Annotated in this window: 14 protein-coding genes and 1 pseudogene; 9 read left to right on the top strand and 6 right to left on the bottom strand. The window is 28.1% G+C overall.

Annotated elements, in window-relative coordinates; translation table 11 throughout:
- The 4 genes and pseudogenes from bpSLO_RS01320 to bpSLO_RS01305 all read left to right on the top strand — a co-directional run bounded on the left by bpSLO_RS01320 (position 1) and on the right by bpSLO_RS01305 (position 4262).
- Positions 1-1899: a FapA family protein gene (locus bpSLO_RS01320; protein WP_025407461.1), complete on the top strand. Its 1899-nt coding sequence runs from the start codon at positions 1-3 to the stop codon at positions 1897-1899.
- Positions 1900-1923: 24 nt separating this feature from the next.
- On the top strand, positions 1924-2235 hold the full coding sequence (locus bpSLO_RS01315) for a hypothetical protein (RefSeq protein WP_025407462.1): 312 nt from the start codon (positions 1924-1926) through the stop codon (positions 2233-2235).
- Between the two features lie 21 nt (positions 2236-2256).
- Positions 2257-2812, top strand: a pseudogene (locus bpSLO_RS01310) (DUF6115 domain-containing protein).
- Positions 2754-4262: an Hsp70 family protein gene (locus bpSLO_RS01305; protein WP_025375300.1), complete on the top strand. Its 1509-nt coding sequence runs from the start codon at positions 2754-2756 to the stop codon at positions 4260-4262. Before bpSLO_RS01310 ends, bpSLO_RS01305 begins: the two are co-directional and overlap by 59 nt.
- A 45-nt stretch (positions 4263-4307) precedes the next feature.
- On the opposite strand, the gene lepB is transcribed toward bpSLO_RS01305, so the two are convergent.
- The gene (lepB, locus tag bpSLO_RS01300; protein WP_038447921.1) at positions 4308-4811 is read right to left on the bottom strand and encodes a signal peptidase I; all 504 of its coding nucleotides are present in this window, start codon (positions 4809-4811) and stop codon (positions 4308-4310) included.
- Between the two features lie 64 nt (positions 4812-4875).
- Here lepB and bpSLO_RS01295 point away from each other — a divergent pair, with 64 nt between their 5' ends.
- The gene (locus bpSLO_RS01295) at positions 4876-6129 is read left to right on the top strand and encodes a peptidoglycan DD-metalloendopeptidase family protein (RefSeq protein ID WP_025375298.1); all 1254 of its coding nucleotides are present in this window, start codon (positions 4876-4878) and stop codon (positions 6127-6129) included.
- 1 nt (position 6130) lies between these two features.
- Here bpSLO_RS01295 and bpSLO_RS01290 read toward each other — a convergent pair whose 3' ends face one another.
- Positions 6131-7501: a tetratricopeptide repeat protein gene (locus tag bpSLO_RS01290; protein ID WP_025375297.1), complete on the bottom strand. Its 1371-nt coding sequence runs from the start codon at positions 7499-7501 to the stop codon at positions 6131-6133.
- A gap of 207 nt (positions 7502-7708) precedes the next feature.
- On the opposite strand from bpSLO_RS01290, the gene bpSLO_RS01285 reads away from it, so the two are divergent.
- Genes bpSLO_RS01285 through bpSLO_RS01270 form a run of 4 tightly spaced genes read left to right on the top strand, consistent with a single transcriptional unit; the run spans position 7709 to position 14190 of the window.
- Positions 7709-8902, top strand: coding sequence for a hypothetical protein (locus bpSLO_RS01285; RefSeq protein WP_241803656.1), 1194 nt, complete (start codon positions 7709-7711; stop codon positions 8900-8902).
- On the top strand, positions 8895-11024 hold the full coding sequence (locus tag bpSLO_RS01280; RefSeq protein WP_025407465.1) for a flagellar assembly lytic transglycosylase: 2130 nt from the start codon (positions 8895-8897) through the stop codon (positions 11022-11024). Before bpSLO_RS01285 ends, bpSLO_RS01280 begins: the two co-directional genes overlap by 8 nt.
- Positions 11025-11039: 15 nt before the next feature.
- Positions 11040-11834, top strand: a complete 795-nt coding sequence (locus tag bpSLO_RS01275) for an undecaprenyl-diphosphate phosphatase (RefSeq protein ID WP_025375294.1) — start codon at positions 11040-11042, stop codon at positions 11832-11834.
- 13 nt (positions 11835-11847) lie between these two features.
- Complete coding sequence (locus bpSLO_RS01270) at positions 11848-14190, top strand: DNA translocase FtsK (RefSeq protein ID WP_246989739.1); 2343 nt, start codon at positions 11848-11850, stop codon at positions 14188-14190.
- A 39-nt stretch (positions 14191-14229) separates the two neighbouring features.
- On the opposite strand, the gene rpsU is transcribed toward bpSLO_RS01270, so the two are convergent.
- From rpsU to bpSLO_RS01250, 4 genes are read right to left on the bottom strand one after another with little or no spacing between them, the layout of a single operon-like run.
- Positions 14230-14439 carry a 30S ribosomal protein S21 gene (gene rpsU / locus bpSLO_RS01265; protein ID WP_025375292.1) on the bottom strand — a complete coding sequence of 70 codons (210 nt, stop codon included), beginning with the start codon at positions 14437-14439 and terminating at the stop codon, positions 14230-14232.
- Between the two features lie 19 nt (positions 14440-14458).
- Entirely contained in the window at positions 14459-15397 is a 939-nt protein-coding gene (locus tag bpSLO_RS01260; RefSeq protein WP_025375291.1) for a M23 family metallopeptidase, read from the bottom strand.
- Positions 15397-17511 carry a single-stranded-DNA-specific exonuclease RecJ gene (gene recJ / locus bpSLO_RS01255; protein ID WP_025375290.1) on the bottom strand — a complete coding sequence of 705 codons (2115 nt, stop codon included), beginning with the start codon at positions 17509-17511 and terminating at the stop codon, positions 15397-15399. Before recJ ends, bpSLO_RS01260 begins: the two co-directional genes overlap by 1 nt.
- A 22-nt stretch (positions 17512-17533) precedes the next feature.
- Positions 17534-18250 (bottom strand): hypothetical protein, encoded by a 717-nt coding sequence (locus tag bpSLO_RS01250; protein ID WP_246989737.1) that lies wholly within the window; start codon positions 18248-18250, stop codon positions 17534-17536.
- Positions 18251-18260: the final 10 nt, after the last annotated feature.

Genomic DNA, 18260 nt, shown 5'->3' with positions numbered 1-18260 from the left:
ATGGTTAATATTATCGATTTTGCGGATTTTAGGAATAGAATTAAGAATTATTTAGAAAGAGAAAATCGTATTAATTTAATAGAGGTGGAATCAGATACGCTTGAAGAGGCTTTAAATGATGCTTCTTTAGAACTTTCAGTTCCTTATAAAGACTTGAATTATGAAGTCTTGGTACGTGGAAATAATGGACTATTTGGATATGGTAAGAAAAACTGGAAAATAGTTGCTTATAAGAATTCTTATTCAAAGTTTGGTATTACTGATGTTTTAAGTTCACAAAGTGAATTTAAAGAAGTTGCGTCTCTTGATGGGAAATTTTTTATCAGGAAAACTGCCAAGGGGGTATTTTTGAAGGTTACTCCTGCTCAAGGAGATGGGAGTGTTGTTAAGTTTAAAGATGTAATGGATAAATTTGCTTCATATAGTAACATCAAAGATTTGGATGAAAATTTTGTTAGATCGGTTATTGAGGATGCTAATGGTAAGTATGAACAAGTATCTAATTTTGAGGCCGATCTTGTTGAGAGTGTAACTATGATGGTTCATATATCAGAAGATTCAATGTCAGTAACTGTTGAATTTACTGTTCCTGGACCTAATGGTGCTGAAGTTTTGGAAAAAGATATTTATAGTATTCTTAAGAAATATGGAGTATCAGATCGAGCATTGCTTAAGAATAAAATAAAAGAATTTGTAGATTATCCTTTTTATGGTGAACCAGTTGAGATGGCAAGGGGAGTAAATCCTGTTAAGGGAAGAGATGCTTATATTAATTTTATTGCTAAGAGTAAGTCTTCAGGTGAGTATGGTGCTGTAGGTAATGAGTTTAGAAATGTTAATAGAGGAGATGAATTGGCAGAAATTATTCCCTTATCAGAGGGTATTGAAGGGTATACTGTTTTTGGAAAAATATTAAGAGCAGAGCATGGTCGAGAGTTAGATTTGATTTTGGGAGATAATACTTTCATGGAAGGAAATAAGATTATTGCAGGATGTGATGGATATATATCTATTGCAAATGGTATTATTTCTGTGCATGATGTTTATGTTGTTGAGGGTGATGTTGGACCTGGTACTGGAAATATAGTAAATAATGGTATGGTTCTTGTTAAGGGAAGTGTTTTAGATGGATATAATGTTATGGCTAAGAGTGGAATAGAAGTCAATGGACTTGTTGGTAGGTGTAATTTGAGAACGGATGGTTCTATTATTCTTCGCAGTGGTGCTAATGGAAAGGGTGGTTCAGAGATTTATGCAAAGAAGTTTATTAAGTCTAAATTTTTAGAAAATGTTAATGTACGATGTGAAGGCGATATTGAAGTTGTAAGAGGAATTGTCAATTCTTTTGTTTCTTGTACAAAGAAGGTGCTCTGCATTGGAAAAAAATCTAAGATAGTTGGTTCTGATGTTCGTGCAAGAGAAGAGGTTCGAGCATATTCTATTGGATCTGAGGGTAATGCTGAGACTTCTATTTGTGTTGGGTGTGATCCTGAAATAAAAGTTTTGCTATCTAAATTTACTGAATATCTTGTTAAGATTGAGAAACGGTTGGAAGTTTTAACAAAAGATATTTCTGCTTTAAAGAAGAACATTCAACTTATTGTTGATAAAGCTGAGAAATCTTTAAAAATTGACAGTTGTAATGAGCTTATTAATGAGCGAGATATTTTAATTTTGGAAATAAAGATGGTAAAAGATAAGCAAGAAAGTTTACAAGATGCACTTGAAGATAGTAAGATTGATGGCAAAATTTTTGTTGAGTACATGGCTTATACTGGAGTTAAGTTACATATTAAAGATGCTTATTATGAACTTCCAAGAGATTATCATAATATTACTTTTGTAGAGGATGACAATATTATTAAAATGTTAGCTTATGTTCCTTTTAAATCTAAATAGGTTGCAAATTGTAGGAGGATCTTTATGGATATTAATGGTTCATCTGAAGTTGTAAAGATAATTACACAAGGTGCTTTTAAGGCTAGTGAAATTTCAAATGAGGATTTAAGGAATAAAAAGATAAGAGAAAATAAAAATTTGATTTTAAATCAAAGCAAGAGTTATCATGTTGATTCTGAAATAAATAGCATATATCCGGCTGATGAGAACATGGATGGTAATGTCAATTTTATTACAATGTCAAAAGTTAATACTGCTAAGAGAAATTCACCTGGCATATATGATATTAATTTTCGTGATCCAAAAATTGGAAGAAACATTGATATTGAACGATAGTTTAAGTATAGGACATTCTGTATGTTTGTTGTTTTTTGTTTTATTTTGATTATATTTGTTTTTATATATTTTCATGTTTATATTAGTTTGAAAATCAAATCTAATAGTATACTTAGGAAATTTAGGAGTGAGGTAGATAAAACTATTATTGAAATTAATCAAGCAACTGATAGAAATATAAATATTATTGAGATAAAGATTGAAAGCTTAAATAGGATTATTAAGGAAGTTGATGAGAGGATAGAAATACTTGATCAAAGACTATTGGGATTTAATACTCATTCGATTTCAATGGGAAGTAATAATTTTAGCATGAAAGGGGATAGTAGTGTTTATAAGAGTAATTTAGATTATTCAATACCTACTATTGAGAAAAATATAATTAAGGAAGGATATAATATTCGCCAGCAAGTTATTTCGCTTTATGAGCAAGGAATGTCGTTAGAAGTGATTGCTAAAAAGTTGAAATTGGATTTGGGTGAAATTGAATTAATTGTTTCAATTCATAGGGGTACTTGATGGAAAAATGGATAGGCATAGATCTTGGAACTACAAATACTGTAGCGTCTTATTTTGATGCTAATTCTAGGGTTATATTAAATGATAGGGGTGAGAGAATGACACCTTCTATTGTGTCTTTTACAGATTCTGGTATTATTGTTGGTAGTATTGCTAGACATCAAATATTGGTAAACCCAGATAAGACTTTTTATAATTTTAAAGTTGATATAGGTACCGAAGTCTCTTATGAAGTGGGTAATAATACATATAGAGCTGAGGATATTGCTTCTTATTTACTTTTAAATGTGAAGATGAATGCTGAGAAATTTTTAGGTACAGAGATTTGTGATGTTGTAATAACTGTTCCTGCTTATTTTTCTGAAATTCAAAGAAGAGGTGTTGTAGAAGCTGCAAGTCTTGCGGGATTGAAATGTCGTGCAATACTTAATGAACCAACAGCAGCCGCTCTGTCTTATGCTTTTGAAAAACAAATAGATGGATTATTTCTTGTTTATGACCTTGGTGGTGGAACTTTTGATGTTACTCTTTTAGAAAAACAAAATGATACTTATACTGTTCTTGCAATTAAGGGCGAGAATAAACTTGGCGGAAATAATTTTAATGAAGTCATAGAAAGGCATGTCTTAACCAGTTTTGAGGAAGAATATCCTGATATTAATTTAGATGATATTGTTATTCTTGAACAGATAAGAGACAAAATTGAAGAAGCTAAAAAAAGTTTATCTATTATGGATGAGGTTAGTATTGTATTACCTTTTCTTGATGGCAAGCATTTGAATTATAAACTTAAAAGAGATGATTTTAATTCTATGATTAAGGAATTTATAGAGAAAACTATTAGTCTTACAAATGAATGTATTGCCGATTCAGGTGTTGATCTTGAACGTATTTCAAAAATAATACTCTCAGGGGGTTCAACAAGAATTCCTTTAGTTAAAGAGAGATTAAAGGAAATTTTTCCTAAAATTGAAGTATTGGATTCCTTAAATCAAGATGAAGTTGTTGCAAACGGTGCGGGTATTCATGCTTTTAGTCTTTCAAATAATAGTATTCTTATTGACTTTAAAGATGTAACGCCTTATTCTCTTGGCATTGAGACTTCTAATGATGGATTTTTTACGTTAATTAAGAGAAATACTTTATTACCGGTTTGTGAGCGAAAAATATTTACAACAACTAATGATTATCAGGAAGAGATTGAGATACATATCCTTCAAGGTGAGTATAAAAAAGCATCTTTAAATTATTCTATAGGTAGATTCTTTTTTAGTAATATACAAAAGGCTTTAAAAGGTATTCCAAAGATAGAGATACTTTTTAATTTGGATGAAAGTGGTATCTTAAGCATTTCTGCAAAAGATTTAGATACGCATTCTTCTAAGTCAATTCAAATAAGAATGACAAGTTCTTCTTTTGATAGTGGTTTTGAAAACGAAGGTGTTCTTGCTTCATTAGAAGACATAAGATCTAGTAGGGTGTTAGAAGACAGTATTGAATTGACTTAAACATTTATTTGAATTGAGATATTAATTTTGTTATTGTAAGTTTTTTTACAGGCAGTATATTATTTTTCCAATAATATCATTGATGTTTATAAACCCATATTCTCTTGAGTCAAGGGAGACTTTTCTGTTTTCTCCTATTACCAGGTAATAATCCTTTGGGATATATATATTTTCTAAATTTTTTAGATGTTTCTTATCTATATTAAAGTTTAAATTATGTATGGATATTACATTTTGTGGTAGCTTTGTAAATTTTTCGCCTGGTATGGCAAAAATTTTTTTAATGGATATTTTTTTTGTTATAGGGTCTTTAATAAGTACCATTTCGTTTTTTTTAGGCAAGCTCCATAATACAATATATGTTTTGCTGCTCTTTAGTCTTATTCCATAAGCTAGTTTGTTATTAATTATCCAATGTTTCTCTAAAATTGTTGGTGACATTGAAGAACCTTTGACTAAATGAAAAGACAGAGATATTTTGATGATTGCTATCATTAATAATAAAGCCAGTATAATGGGTATTAGTACTTGTTTATGAGTTTTGATCATTTTTTAAATTTCCAATTGAGATCTTTTAGCAAATTGAAATTTCTAGTGTATAATGAGTCATATTATGATTATACCAAAAAAGGATCAGAATGTATTAAAAAGAAATAGAAATTTTTTATTTGATAGGGCTATTAAAGGTGATTTTGAATTGAGAGATTTTGGTAATATTCGTAACTTTCATAGAAAAAGACGGAAAAAATTTTTTCGTTTTATGAATATTCCAAAAAAACTTTTAGATGTAATTAAGTTATTATTTTTGACTTTATTTGCTAGGATGGTAATCATTGATAATTATAAGTATCGATCTTCTTATAATAAGATTCGACTTGAAATGATTAATGATTATGATATAAATCTAACTTATAGTTTTATTTTTAGATTTAATGCGATAATTTTTGTTTTAGTATTAGTCTTTTACTTAAATATTTTTTCGTATTATGGTTCGTACATTTTTCTAAGTAAGCTGAGTTTTCCCAAGGATTATTTTATTGATACTTTTTTATATTATAGTGATCAAGATTTAAGTCAGATCAATAATCATCTATTTGGAGTGGATATAAATAATTATGAGGCAACTGTAAGGAAACCTTTTGTTTTAAAGGTAGTTAAACATAAAATTAATCCTGGAGAGACACTTTCTCATATTGCAGCCAGATATAGCATAACGAGTGAGACTTTAATTTCTTATAATGATATTAAAGATGTAAGGAGCATTAAGCCTAATTTTGTTATTAATGTGCCTAATATGAAAGGCGTTCTTTATACTGTTGAAAAAAGTGATTCTCTCTCATCAATTGCAAAAAAATATAAGATTCCCAAAGTAGATATTCTTGATGCTAATAATCTTGATAATGAAGTTTTGTATTTAGGTCAAAAATTGTTTATTCCTGGGGGAAGAATGGCTAAAGAATTACTTAGAAATGCTTTAGGAGAGACTTTTTTATTTCCAACTCAAGGCATTATTACTTCAGGTTATGGCTATCGTCCTGATCCTTTTACCAAGATTATTAGTTTTCACAATGGGATTGATATTGCAAATGTAGCTAATACACCTATTTTTGCAACAAAAGAAGGTATTGTGGTAACAGCTGGATTTAGTGTTGGAGGATATGGAAAATATATTATTATTTCTCATAATAATGGTTTTCAAACTCTTTATGCTCATTTAGGTTCTTTTGCTGTGAGAGTTGGACAGAGGGTTTCAAGAGGACAAATAATAGGACGTATGGGAAGTACAGGGTATAGTACGGGCAATCATTTACATTTTACTATTTTTAAAGATGGAAAAACGGGGAATCCTATGAAATATCTCAGATAGGCTATATGTATTTTGATGTATCCAATGTTTTTAATATTTGTATTAGTTTCTTTCCTTCTATGAGGTCAATTAACCTCCCTTCAATGATTTGTTTGGCTTTATCAGAAAATGTAGCTGGTGCAATACAGAGTCCTTTTAATTTACTCTCTTTGGTTTTTGCAACAAGGTCTTTTAGGAATAATTCTCCAAAATTTTTTTGATCTGTTCTTACAAATCTGACTATTAAATTTTCTTCCCATTGATTATTTGATAGTTGAAAATTTATGTCTATAAATTGTGATGTTATTTCATTTATCTTTTTATCTCTTACTTGAAACTTGTTTTTATAGAGTTTAAGGATAATTGCATTAGCTAAATTATTAAACTTTTCTTTTGGACTTCTAAGATATATTCTTAATGCTAAATTTTCATTCAGTTTTTTACTAAATTCTAATTTTTCAGTAATTTTTTGATAGTGTGGATCAATCCTTTCAACTCGAGTAAACGCTTCAGTTGCTTTTTTGTAGTTTTCATGTTCTATGTATAGCTCTCCTAGTTTGTAAAATAGTTTAAGGAATGTTTTTGTTGGTAAATCAGGTTTGATCCTCATCAGTTCTCTAATGTTATCTTCTAATTTTGTTAGGTTGTTATTTTTTGAATTAATCTCAGATTCAATTAAAAGAGCTTCATAGATCCTTCCATCTTTGTTTCTTATTTTGTTTGCAATTGAAAATGCAAGCCGGTCCTGATTTAATTGAGATAGAGATTGGGCATATGCTAATAGAGCATCTACGTCATTTTGTATATATTTGCTTATGCTGTTAAATATCCCAACAGCTTTATTATAGTTTTCCGTATAAAAGAGCGTTATTCCTATGTATTTTAAGGCATCCTTATTGTTTTTATCAAATTTATATATTTTTGTGAGATAATGTAGTGCTTCTTTATAATGTGCATTTTTTAGGAAGGCTATTCCAAGGTAGTAATTTGCATCTATATCGGTTTTTTTCATTAGGTATGCTTTTTTAAGAAATATCAATGCTTCTGAATTAAAATTTCTCTCAAGATTATAAAAACCGTAACTTAAGAAAGCCTTAAAAGAATCTATTCTTTGATTTGTAGGGTTTGCTTCTATAAGTTGGCATAATTTTTTGGCATATTTAATACCATTTTCAAAGTCTTTATTGGAATAATAATAATCGTTTAGAGTTTGTAAAGCACTTATTTCGTTTGGATTTGTTTTTAATATATTTGCGGCTTTGTCTGTTAATTTTTTTGTTTTATTATGTTTGTCTTTTTTTCTTATTTTTGTGTTTGATATTGCAATTTTGAAGAATAAAAATATCAAAAGAGATATTGCAGCTGAGGAAAATATTATGAATAACGGTAACACCCTAACTTCTCCTAAAAAGTCATATTTAGTAATATCATATAAAACAGTAGTTTATAGCCTTTGAGTATTTTTTCTGTTAAATAAAAGATTACTTGTAAGTTGAACATAGTATTAATTATATTATAATATTATATTATATTATATTATTGTTATAGTTTGATTATATATAAATTTGTTTTTTACAAAAGAACAAAAAGGTTGGAATTCTTGAAAGGGTTTTTAGCCATAAGGCTGTCTAATAATGAATATTTTTCAATTTTAAGTTTGGATGATACTGCTGTAAAGAGAGTGGTATTAGGTAAGATTGCAGATGAAACTAATGTAAAATTGGATTTTTATATTAGTGAACATGATGATTTTTCTAATTCTGTTATTATTGGGTCTTTTTTCTTAGATAATCTTAGGAAAGAGAGTGCTAATATAAATGTTTATTTCAAAGTAGATTCTATGATGCTTTATGTTTATGGTGAGTGTGATGGAATTGCAAATAAGTCTAAGTTTGATTTAAGCTTAATTAATCTTGCTGTAGGTTCAGAAGAAATTAATGATTTCGAGAGTGATAAGTCGAGTGATTTGCCCGTTGGTTTTAGTGGTGTAGAGCGTGAAGAGGAAATTGTTAAAGAATTTGGCAGTGTTGCTGGGCATTATGATTCTTTAAATGGTGATTTAGATAATTTTAATGATTTACCTAATTCCCAAAATTTGTCTGCAGACGAAAAGCTTTTTAGTAATGATAATAATTTTAATTTATTATCGGATTCTTTAAATTCAGATAATGGTACATTGATAAGTGAAAATTTTGATTCTGATTCTGATCTTAATTTAGAAATTTTTGATTTTGGGCTTACAGAAGATGGTTTTGAGAATAATATTGATGAAGGTGATGAAATTGAAGAACACGTCCTTAATGATCAAGATACTGTCAGTCGAGATACTTTCGATTTAGATAATATTTCTGTTGATATTAGTGATTCGAGTGCTGCTTCTGATAATTCTGATGCTAATGCTGTGAAATTAGTTGGAGATGAGGACACTGATTTTAAGAGTGTTAATGTTTATACTCTGCAAGATTCTTATTCTGATAATTGGAACGTTGAAGACATTATTACTGACCTTGATAATGGATTGGGTGAGAGCACATTTGATGATGTTGCTTTGGATTTTAGTAATGAAGATTTTGCTACAGATATTGAAGAGAGTCGATTTGATTTAGATTCGGAAGAAGGTTTAATTCAAACTTCTATGCTTTATTTAAGTCTTGTTTCTTTATTTCTTTTGATATTTTTTTCATTGTTTTTGATTTTTTCTAAAGTATTAAATCCTAGAAATTTTGCAATTTATGATTGTCCTTTTTATAAAGAAGAAAAAATTACTAAATGTGAAAATAGTAATTATGTTTAAGCAAATTATTTGTTTGTTCTTATTAAGTTTATTTTCTTGTTCTGTTGGTAAAGGGTCTTTAAATAACAATATAGTTAAAAGGAATGTTGATAACTTTGATTTAAGTCATCTGAATTGGTTATGGAATTTTGACTATGTGGGAAAAAATTTCGATGAATATTTTGGCATAGATTCAAATTCTTATGTGTATATTGCCTATCTTTTTAAAAAAATAGGATATGACGAAAAGTTTAAGGAATATATGTATAAGGCAATAAAGAGTAGCAATGATATTGCATCTCAATTTGCTGGAATTAAGCTTATTGAATATTATAATGCTAGAAGGGAATATTTTGAGGCTGAACTTGTTGGACGCAAACTTTACAAAAGATATGATAATAATAAATTTATTATATTAGGATATTTTAAAAGTCTTTATTGGCAAAAAAAGAATGATGAAGCTCTTTTGGTTTTAAATAAGCTTGAAAAGATGAATTTTGCACAATCTCAAGAGAATGAAAATCTTTTATTTAAGGCTGTTCTTTGTTTTAATGCTTCTGATATTAATTCATCATTGATTTATTTCAGTAAATTATTTGAAGATTTGCCAGCAGAATATTTACACGTAAGGGCTCATGATTATCTTGTTCTTGAAGAGAGATCTAGTCTTTTAAGTTCAGATTTTTTTAATCTTGTTAAGTTTAAATCCTTGGTAGCTAATGGAGATTTTAAAGGCGCAATCAGTATATTAAATGATGATTTTAAGAAATATTATAATAATTTTGTATTTTTAAATGATGTTTATAAAGCTTTTCTAGGTTCAGGCTATATTAGCAGGGCTTTGTCTTTTTTTAGTAGTTTAAATAGTATTTATAAGGATTATTATTTAGGGCTTATTAATTTAAGATTAAAAAAGGACGTAGGATTTTTTACCATAGTTAAATATTTAAAAAATGCTTCTCTTGAGAATGAACCTTATAGGTTAGAAATACTTAATGAAATTTTTGGCAATTTAATATTTCTGCAGAATACAAGAAATTATTTTGCTCAAAATGTAGCTAGATTTTATACGGGTAAGGATAGGAATAATCTTGGATTTATCAAGATATTAGATGAATATATTCTAGAAGCTGTGCAACTTAAGGATTATGATAATTTATATGCACTTTATCATAATGGTCAAAATATTATTGATGGTGCTGTTTTATCTAGACTTGCTTTTATTAATGCAAGGCTTATATATCATAAATTTATTGCTCCTAAGTCAAGAAATGAGTATGACGAACTTTTGAGTTCTTCTATTAAGTATAATCGGATATCTTATGCCTCATTTATGAGCAAATATTTGTTGAATCAAAGTATTAATGATTTTTTTGAAAATGATTTAGATATTCATTATGATCAGTCTGATTATGAAAGGTTTTTAGAAGGATTTTTTAAATTTAATCTGCATTCTTATGTTAGTGCGTTTGTTGCTAGTGATTTTAATAATGGTTATAGGTTTTCTCCTAATTTTTACCGTACCCTTTATGATGAACTTGTAAGGCATGAATATTATTATGAATCTACACTTGCTATTAACTATCTTGTAAGACAAGATAACTCAGCTTTAAGTAGAGATGATTATAAGCGTCTCTATCCGTGTTTGTATAATAATTTAATTAGGTATTGGTCAAAGAGACGGAAACTTGAACCTAGTCTTGTGTTTTCTTTAATAAAGGCTGAGAGTAGTTTTAAAGGAAATGCTGTTTCTAAGCCTGGTGCTATTGGACTTATGCAGATTATGCCTTTAACATCAGTTGATGTTTCTAGAGAAATTAAATATTATGATTATGATTTGAAACAACCAAAAGATAATGTTATCATAGGAACTTATTATTTAAGTAAAAGGATAAGAATGATCGGAGAGGTATATAAAGCTCTTGCATCCTATAATGGTGGCATTGGAAATGTGCGTAAATGGGAGAGAGATTATGGGCATTTACCTAAGGAGCTTTTCATTGAAGCAATTCCTTTTGGGCAAACTAGAAATTACGTTAAGAAGATATTGGTTTATTGTGTGTTGTATGATGCTTTATATGAGAGTAAGGGAATGGATTTTATTATAGAATATATTATGGGTAAATTCCCCAAAAGTTTTTAGGTTGTCGAGAACTTGATGGAAAATGTTTTAAGAGTTGTAATTTTAGGCTTTGTTCAAGGAATTTCTGAATTTTTGCCTATATCTAGTTCAGGGCATTTGTTGATTTTAAAAAAGTTTATGCATATTGATCTTCCTATGGTATTTGATATTTATTTACACTTTGCAACCGTTTTGGTTGTAATGATTTATTATCGCAAACGAATATTAGAACTTGTTGTAGTCTTGGTAAAATTTGTTTTAAGAAAGACTAACAAGTTGGATTTTGCAAAGTTGAGATTAATATTACTCATATTAATAATCACTCTTATTACAGCATGTGTTGGAATTTTTATAGAAAAATTTAAGGAGTTATTTACTCTTAATTTGGTTTTAGTTAATTTTATTTTGACAAGTATTTTATTGTTTTTGCTTGAATTTAAGATTTTAATTTTTGATTTTAAAAAAAATATCTTGCTTGCAGGATGTTTAATTGGGACCATGCAAGGAATTGGAGCTATGCCGGGTATTTCTCGTTCAGGAATTACAATTTTTGCTTCAGTTTTGCTTGGTTTTAACAGGTCAGAGTCATTTGAGATTTCGTTTTTATCTTTGATTCCTATTGTTTTTGGAAGTTTACTTTTAAAGTATAAGGAGTTATTTGAATCAGATATGCTTTTTAGTGTTTTTGAGATAAACTTGGGGGCAATTATTGCTTTTATGGTTGGATTATTTTCAATTAGTTTGTTTGTTAAAATGCTTAAGGATAGTAAACTTTATTATTTTTCGGTTTATTTAATTGTACTTGTAAGTTTAGTTTATTTCCTTTTTTGATTTTAATAGAGTTATGAAAAATTTTTATCATTATTTTCATTTTTTGTTTTTTTTTATGTTGGCTGTTATATCATTCTCGCTTTTTGTTGCTTTAACCCCTGTAGGAAATATATTCATATTTTTTGTTTTTAATCTCATAGGTCATATGCTTCTAAATACTTTTTCATTTTTATCATTTTATCTAATACTTTATCCGTTTGTAAATTGGTACGTTTATCGCAACAATATGTTTAGCAAGAGATTTGTATTTAATTGGAATTATACGGTTATTTTATTTTTTACGCTGACCTTTTGGTTAAGAATTAATTCTGATCTTGAGGGTTCTAATTTTATTAATTGGTTTTTGAGTAATTTTGGGATTATGCTTGGCAATTTTTTTGTTTTTCTTATTTTAATTTTGGAACTTGTTATTTGGATTTACTTAAATTATGTCCTTTTTAAGGATGCTAGCTTTATTTTAAATACTTTTCATTTTATAGTATTTAAATTGAAAATTTTGTTTGAAAGTATGTTTGCTTTTTTACCGTTTTTAAATACTCTAAAAATTAAAAAAAATATTAAAGTGTATAAAGATTGTGATGATAATTTTGATGCAGCTAAAACTTCTGATAAGGGAGATAATATCATTAATGATGAAGAGTATCAGGCTTTATGGTCTTTTAAAGCCTTTTTAAGAAAACCTAATAAACCTTTAGATGTTAATTTAGATAAAACCATTTTTTGTCAATCAGAGGTGAGGGATGATAACTTATCGGAAGATCAATCGTTGCAAGATTCTCAGTGTGATCTAAATGTTACAGATGATTCTAAGTATAAAGCATTAACAGAATTTGAGGATAATAAGTTAGTGTCTAGTGGAAAAATTAAGGTTGGTGATATAAGGCATAAGGGCATAATAAGTAATCTTGTTAAGATTGATTATGGAAACTTATTAGTAGGTGAGGGTAGTGATAATTATTTAATAGATATTTCTGTTTTTGATCAAAGAGAACCTAAAAGTGAAACTGAAGATATTGAATATGATCGAGAAATTCAAAAACAATCGATGATTTTACAGGAAACTTTTAAAGAATTTAATATTAATGCTAAGCTTATTGATGTTATTAAAGGACCCGTTGTTACAATGTATGCTGTTCGTCCTGATAAAGGTATTAAACTTTCAAGAATAACTTCTATATCTGATAATATTGCCTTAAGGCTTGCAGCAGTTCGGGTTAGAATTATTGCACCAATACCTGGTAAAGAAGCTGTTGGAATTGAAATTCCTAATAAAAGACGAGAATTTATTTTGATCTCAGAAATAATAAATAGTAAGGAGTTTCAAAGTGATTTTAAAGTGCCTTTTGCACTTGGTAAAGAAATTAATGGAAGTAATGTTGTTTTTGATCTTATCAATGCTCCCCATCTTTTAATAGCAGGTGCTACTGGGGCTGGAAAATCGGTTTGTGTAAATTCACTGATTGCTTCAATTATTTTTTCAAAATCCCCAGATGATGTTAAGCTTGTACTAATAGATCCTAAAGTAGTTGAACTTAAGCTTTTTAATGATATTCCACATTTGTTAACCCCGGTTATTACTGATGTAAATAGAGCCTTGGAAGCCCTTCGTTGGTGTCTTGATGAGATGGAGAGAAGATATGTTCTTCTTGATAATTTTCTTGTGAGGGATATTAATGCTTATAATAAAAAAATACTGGAAGAGGGGTCAAATGAAGCCCCATTACCTTATTTGGTAATCATTATTGATGAATTTGCAGATTTAATCCTTTCTGCAAGAAAGGATTTAGAAACTTTGATTTCTAGGCTTGCAGCTATGGCTCGGGCTGTTGGAATGCATTTAGTTCTTGCTACTCAAAGACCATCTGTTGATGTTATTACGGGAGTAATAAAGGCTAATTTCCCTTCAAGGATTTCTTTTATGGTTGCTAGTTCTATGGACTCAAGAATAATTCTTGGAGCATCAGGTGCTGAGAAACTTTTAGGAAAGGGTGATATGCTTTATGTTAATCCTACTACACCTTTTCCTCAAAGAATTCAAGGTGGATTTTTGAATGAAAAGGAAGTTTATAGATTAGTTGAAGAAGTGAAAAAATTTGGTACCCCAAATTATATTGATGATGAAATATTTATTGATAGTGTTGTGGGAGTTGATACTATGGTTCTAAATCCTTCAGATGAGCCCATGTTTGAGGAAGCTCTTGAGATTATTCGTTCTACGAAAAAAGCATCTGCGTCTTATTTGCAGAGGCGATTAAAGATAGGATATAATAGAGCTGCACGAATTATTGAGCTTATGGAAGAGATGGGATATATAGGTCCTGTCAATGGCTCAAAACCACGGGATGTGTTTATTTAGATATTAAAAAGGACATTCAATATGAATATCCCTATTTTATTATTTCCCGATTTTTTGTTTTAACTTTCTTACTTTTTTTGCTTGTTTTCTTTTAAATGCTTTTTCTTTTTTGACGCGAATGGTTGATGGTTTTTCATAATATTCTCTTCTTTTCCATTCTCTAATTATTGCTTCTTTTTCAATCATTCTTTTGAAACGTTTTAATGCTTTTTCTAAGCCTTCATTTTTGTCAACATTGACAGTTATCAAAAAAATCACCTCCTTGTTTTTATTCTATCCTTTTAGTGTTATTGATTATTTGATTTTTGTCAATAAGCATTTGTTCTAGGAAAAAATCTGGGTTTACTGCAACCCCATTAATTCTAACTTCAAAATGTAGATGAGGTCCTGTTGAAATTCCTGTATTGCCAACATTACCAATGTATTCACCTGTATTTACTATTGCATTCTCTTTAACTCCAAATTTTGATAGATGTAAATAAATTGTAAATACTCCTGGTAAATGTTGAATTATTACGGTTTTACCAGTAATTTCTCTATCTCTTGCGAATACTACTTTGCCTCTGCCAGCTGCGAAAATAGGTGTTTTTTCTCTTTTAAGTGGGGCATAATCTTTTCCATTATGCATTTTATGGCTTGATATTTTTTTCTTGTCTTGCATATAAATTCTTTGGTCTCCGTAAGGACTGGTTATTTTGTATTGATCTTTGATTGGATAAACCAATGTATCGTAGTGGTAAATTGTTGTATCTCCTATATTTCCAATTATATTCCATAATGTGAGAGCTTGTTTTTTTTCTTTAGTTGATTGTTGATTTTTAATAAGCTTGGATTTGTTTTTATTAAGCTTGACTGTTGTTTTTTTAAATTTGAGTTTTTTTATCTCTATTTCTTTTATGTATGTTTTATGTTCAAATTCTATTTTAATTTTCCTTTTTCCTTCTTTGATCATTGGTGTAATTCCTATTAGTGCTATATGGTATTCTTTGTTTCCTACGTTGAATTTGAAAGGAGATGCACTTAAAATAGGTTTTTGATTTGTACCTAAAAGAGATAGTTTTTTGAAATTTTTGTTGCTTGCAAAGTAAATATTATCTCCCTGGAAAGTTTCTTTTTTATAGTAACTTTTTATGGTATCATTATTTACTGCATTGATGTTAAGTAATCCTGTTATGAATGTAAATAAAAGGCTTTTGATGTTAAGCACTAATTTTGTCTCTTTTTGATATCAATAATTTTTAAAATTTTATCGTTTTGATTGTAAAGATCTTCACTAATTGTGCATATTATGTCTATATTTTGGCCGTCTTTGATACCGAGTTTTTGGATATTTTGAGTTCCATTAAAATAGATAGCTTTATAATAATCTTTATTGTTTTTGATTTTCATGCTTATATGTTTTGAATTTCCATTTTTATCAATTGTTCTGAGGTTTTGAATGTATACGTCTTCCATCATAAAAACAAATTCTCTAAAACCATGTCCGTAAGGTTCAAATAAGTTTATTATTTTTAAAAGTTCTTTTTTGTTAAAGTCTTTAGGTATAATTGCATCTATTAGTATTGAATCTTCATATAATTCTTTGTATTCTATCTTTTCAAGAGCGTTTTCAAGTTCTTTTATAAATTCATTTAATACACTCTCATATAGAGTAAATCCGGCAGCGGCTTTGTGTCCTCCAGAATTTATTAATAAATGGTTTGGTATCATTGAAATTAATTCTTTTGAATTTATTTTATTGTTTGATCTTATGGATCCTTTAATTATATTTTCTTGTTTTGTTAAGAAAACAGCAACTTTTTGATAATAGGTAGAAAGTCTTGTTGCCATTCGAGAACTAATTCCTTTTGGAGTATGTTTGTCATAACATACTATGAATTTATCATTTTTAAAAATAATATTCTCATTATGTGTATTCCAAGATATATCTTCTTTGCGTTTTCTTAAAATATTTATGTTTTTAATTTCTTTAAACTTATTTTCTATTTGATTAATATCTTCGGTTAATAAAAATTGAATTGTAATATCTGCTTTTTCAAGTCTTCCTGTTGAATTTAATATTGGAGCAATTTTAAACGCAATATCTGTTGCAGTGATCATTGGTTTTGTTAGTATATTGACCTCTTTTAATAGATAATTAATGGATATGTTTTCTCTTAGTGCGATTTCTTTAAGTCCTTCTTTTACAACTATTCGATTTTCATTAATGATTGGCATATTATCAGCAATAGTTCCTATTGCGACAAATTTAAGTCTCTTAAGGCAGTTTTTTAGTAAATCTTTATTTATTTCAAATATTATGTTGTAAAATATGTAATATAGTTTTTCTTTAATATTAATTTCTCTATATTTAAAATATTTGGTAATTTGCATGAGTTCTTTTAGTGTTTTTTTAGCAAATTTAGGATATTTTTTGACAAATTTTTCACTAATATCAATTGTTTCAATATCTATTTTTTGATTAAAGAATTCATTTAGAAGTTGATTCTGTTCATTTTTATTAAATACAATTATGTATTTATTTTGTGAGAATTCTTCTAGTTTATTAATGTTAATTTGTAAGTCATTATTGCTTTCTAGAGTTATATACTTTTTAAAAATGTAGTTGTTTATTTCTATTGCATGAAGTGTAATATTATTATTTAATCTTTCTAGGAATAAAAATACCATGTTTTTATTATAAAGATTGGTAGTGGAGAGGTAGAGCGCAAGACATGCTTTAAAACTGACATAACATCCAGCTATTTCTTTAAATGGAGAGAGATCACCTTTTAAATGAGGGTCAATAATTATATTTTCTATGTCAATTTCTTTGTTTGGAAGATGATGATCTGTAATTATTACTTCTATGTTTTTTGATCTTGCATAATTTGCTTCTTCGATGTTAGAAATTCCACAATCAACGGTAATGATTATTGATATTTTATCTTCCAATGCTTTATCAATGATCTCTTTTGTAAGGCCGTAAAATTCTCCATTAGAGGGTATTTTATAGGTTACATTGATTCCAAAATCTTTAAGGGTTTCATACATTATTATTGTAGCTGTGATTCCGTCGGCATCTTTGTCCCCAAAGATTAATACATTTTCCTTTTCTGCAATGGCTTCATTCATTCTATAAATGAATTTGTTTATATTTTTTAATAAGAATGGATTATGCATTAAATTTACGCTACTTTCAATAAAAAATAAGAAATCTTCTTCTTTTATTTCTCTTCTAAGTAGCAGTGTTGTTTCAAGAATGCTAATATTATATTTTTTTGCAATATTGATTATATTCTCTTTTTTGATGTCAATTTCTTTTTTTTCCCAAATTTTCATGTTTTATTCCAGTTTGCTTTATTTAAAGTAGCGTTTGTTCAAATTCTGTATTGATCTTATTTTTGATCATAGTTTTGATAAGTTCTTTTGACTTACTGATTAAATTTACATTTAATGTTTCTTTGATATTTTTTTGAGTTGTATATTCTAAGTATTTAAAACTACCTGTATTAATATAATTATTTTGATTATTGGTGCAATTTATGCAGTTAAATCCGTTAATGTGGATATCATAGTAGTAATGATTGTCTATTTGTTTATTACATTGAAAACATAATTTTGATAAGTATAAAAATCCCTTTATTATTAAAAATCTTATCTTGTATTGTAAGTCAATTAATTGTGCTTTTTCTAAGCTTGTGGTGTTTAGTATCTCTGTTGCTTCGATAAATAACTTAAAGCATTCTCCATCATCAAAGCTTAAATTAATAAGCTTGATCCAAAGATAAATAATTATTAGTTTTTCATAGATTAAATCTTGCATTATAAATTCTTCATCATTAACTTCTATGATTTTGCATAAATTCTTTTCTTTTACTATCTCGAAATTGGCTTTTACTAGGTTATTGATGTTTGATTTAAATTTTTTTATAGTAGAATTATAAATTATTGTGTGAATAATTCCTTTTGAATGAAATAGGTTTAGCAGAGAATAACTTTTTTTATGATATAAATTTGTTATGATAGCATTAACTTTATTAAACTGCATTATAACTAATTGTATAATAAAAGAATTCATTATTAAATGA

It is taken from the genome of Borrelia parkeri (assembly GCF_023035815.1).
Lineage (GTDB): Bacteria > Spirochaetota > Spirochaetia > Borreliales > Borreliaceae > Borrelia > Borrelia parkeri.
This window is presented reverse-complemented; position numbering and strand designations above follow the sequence as displayed.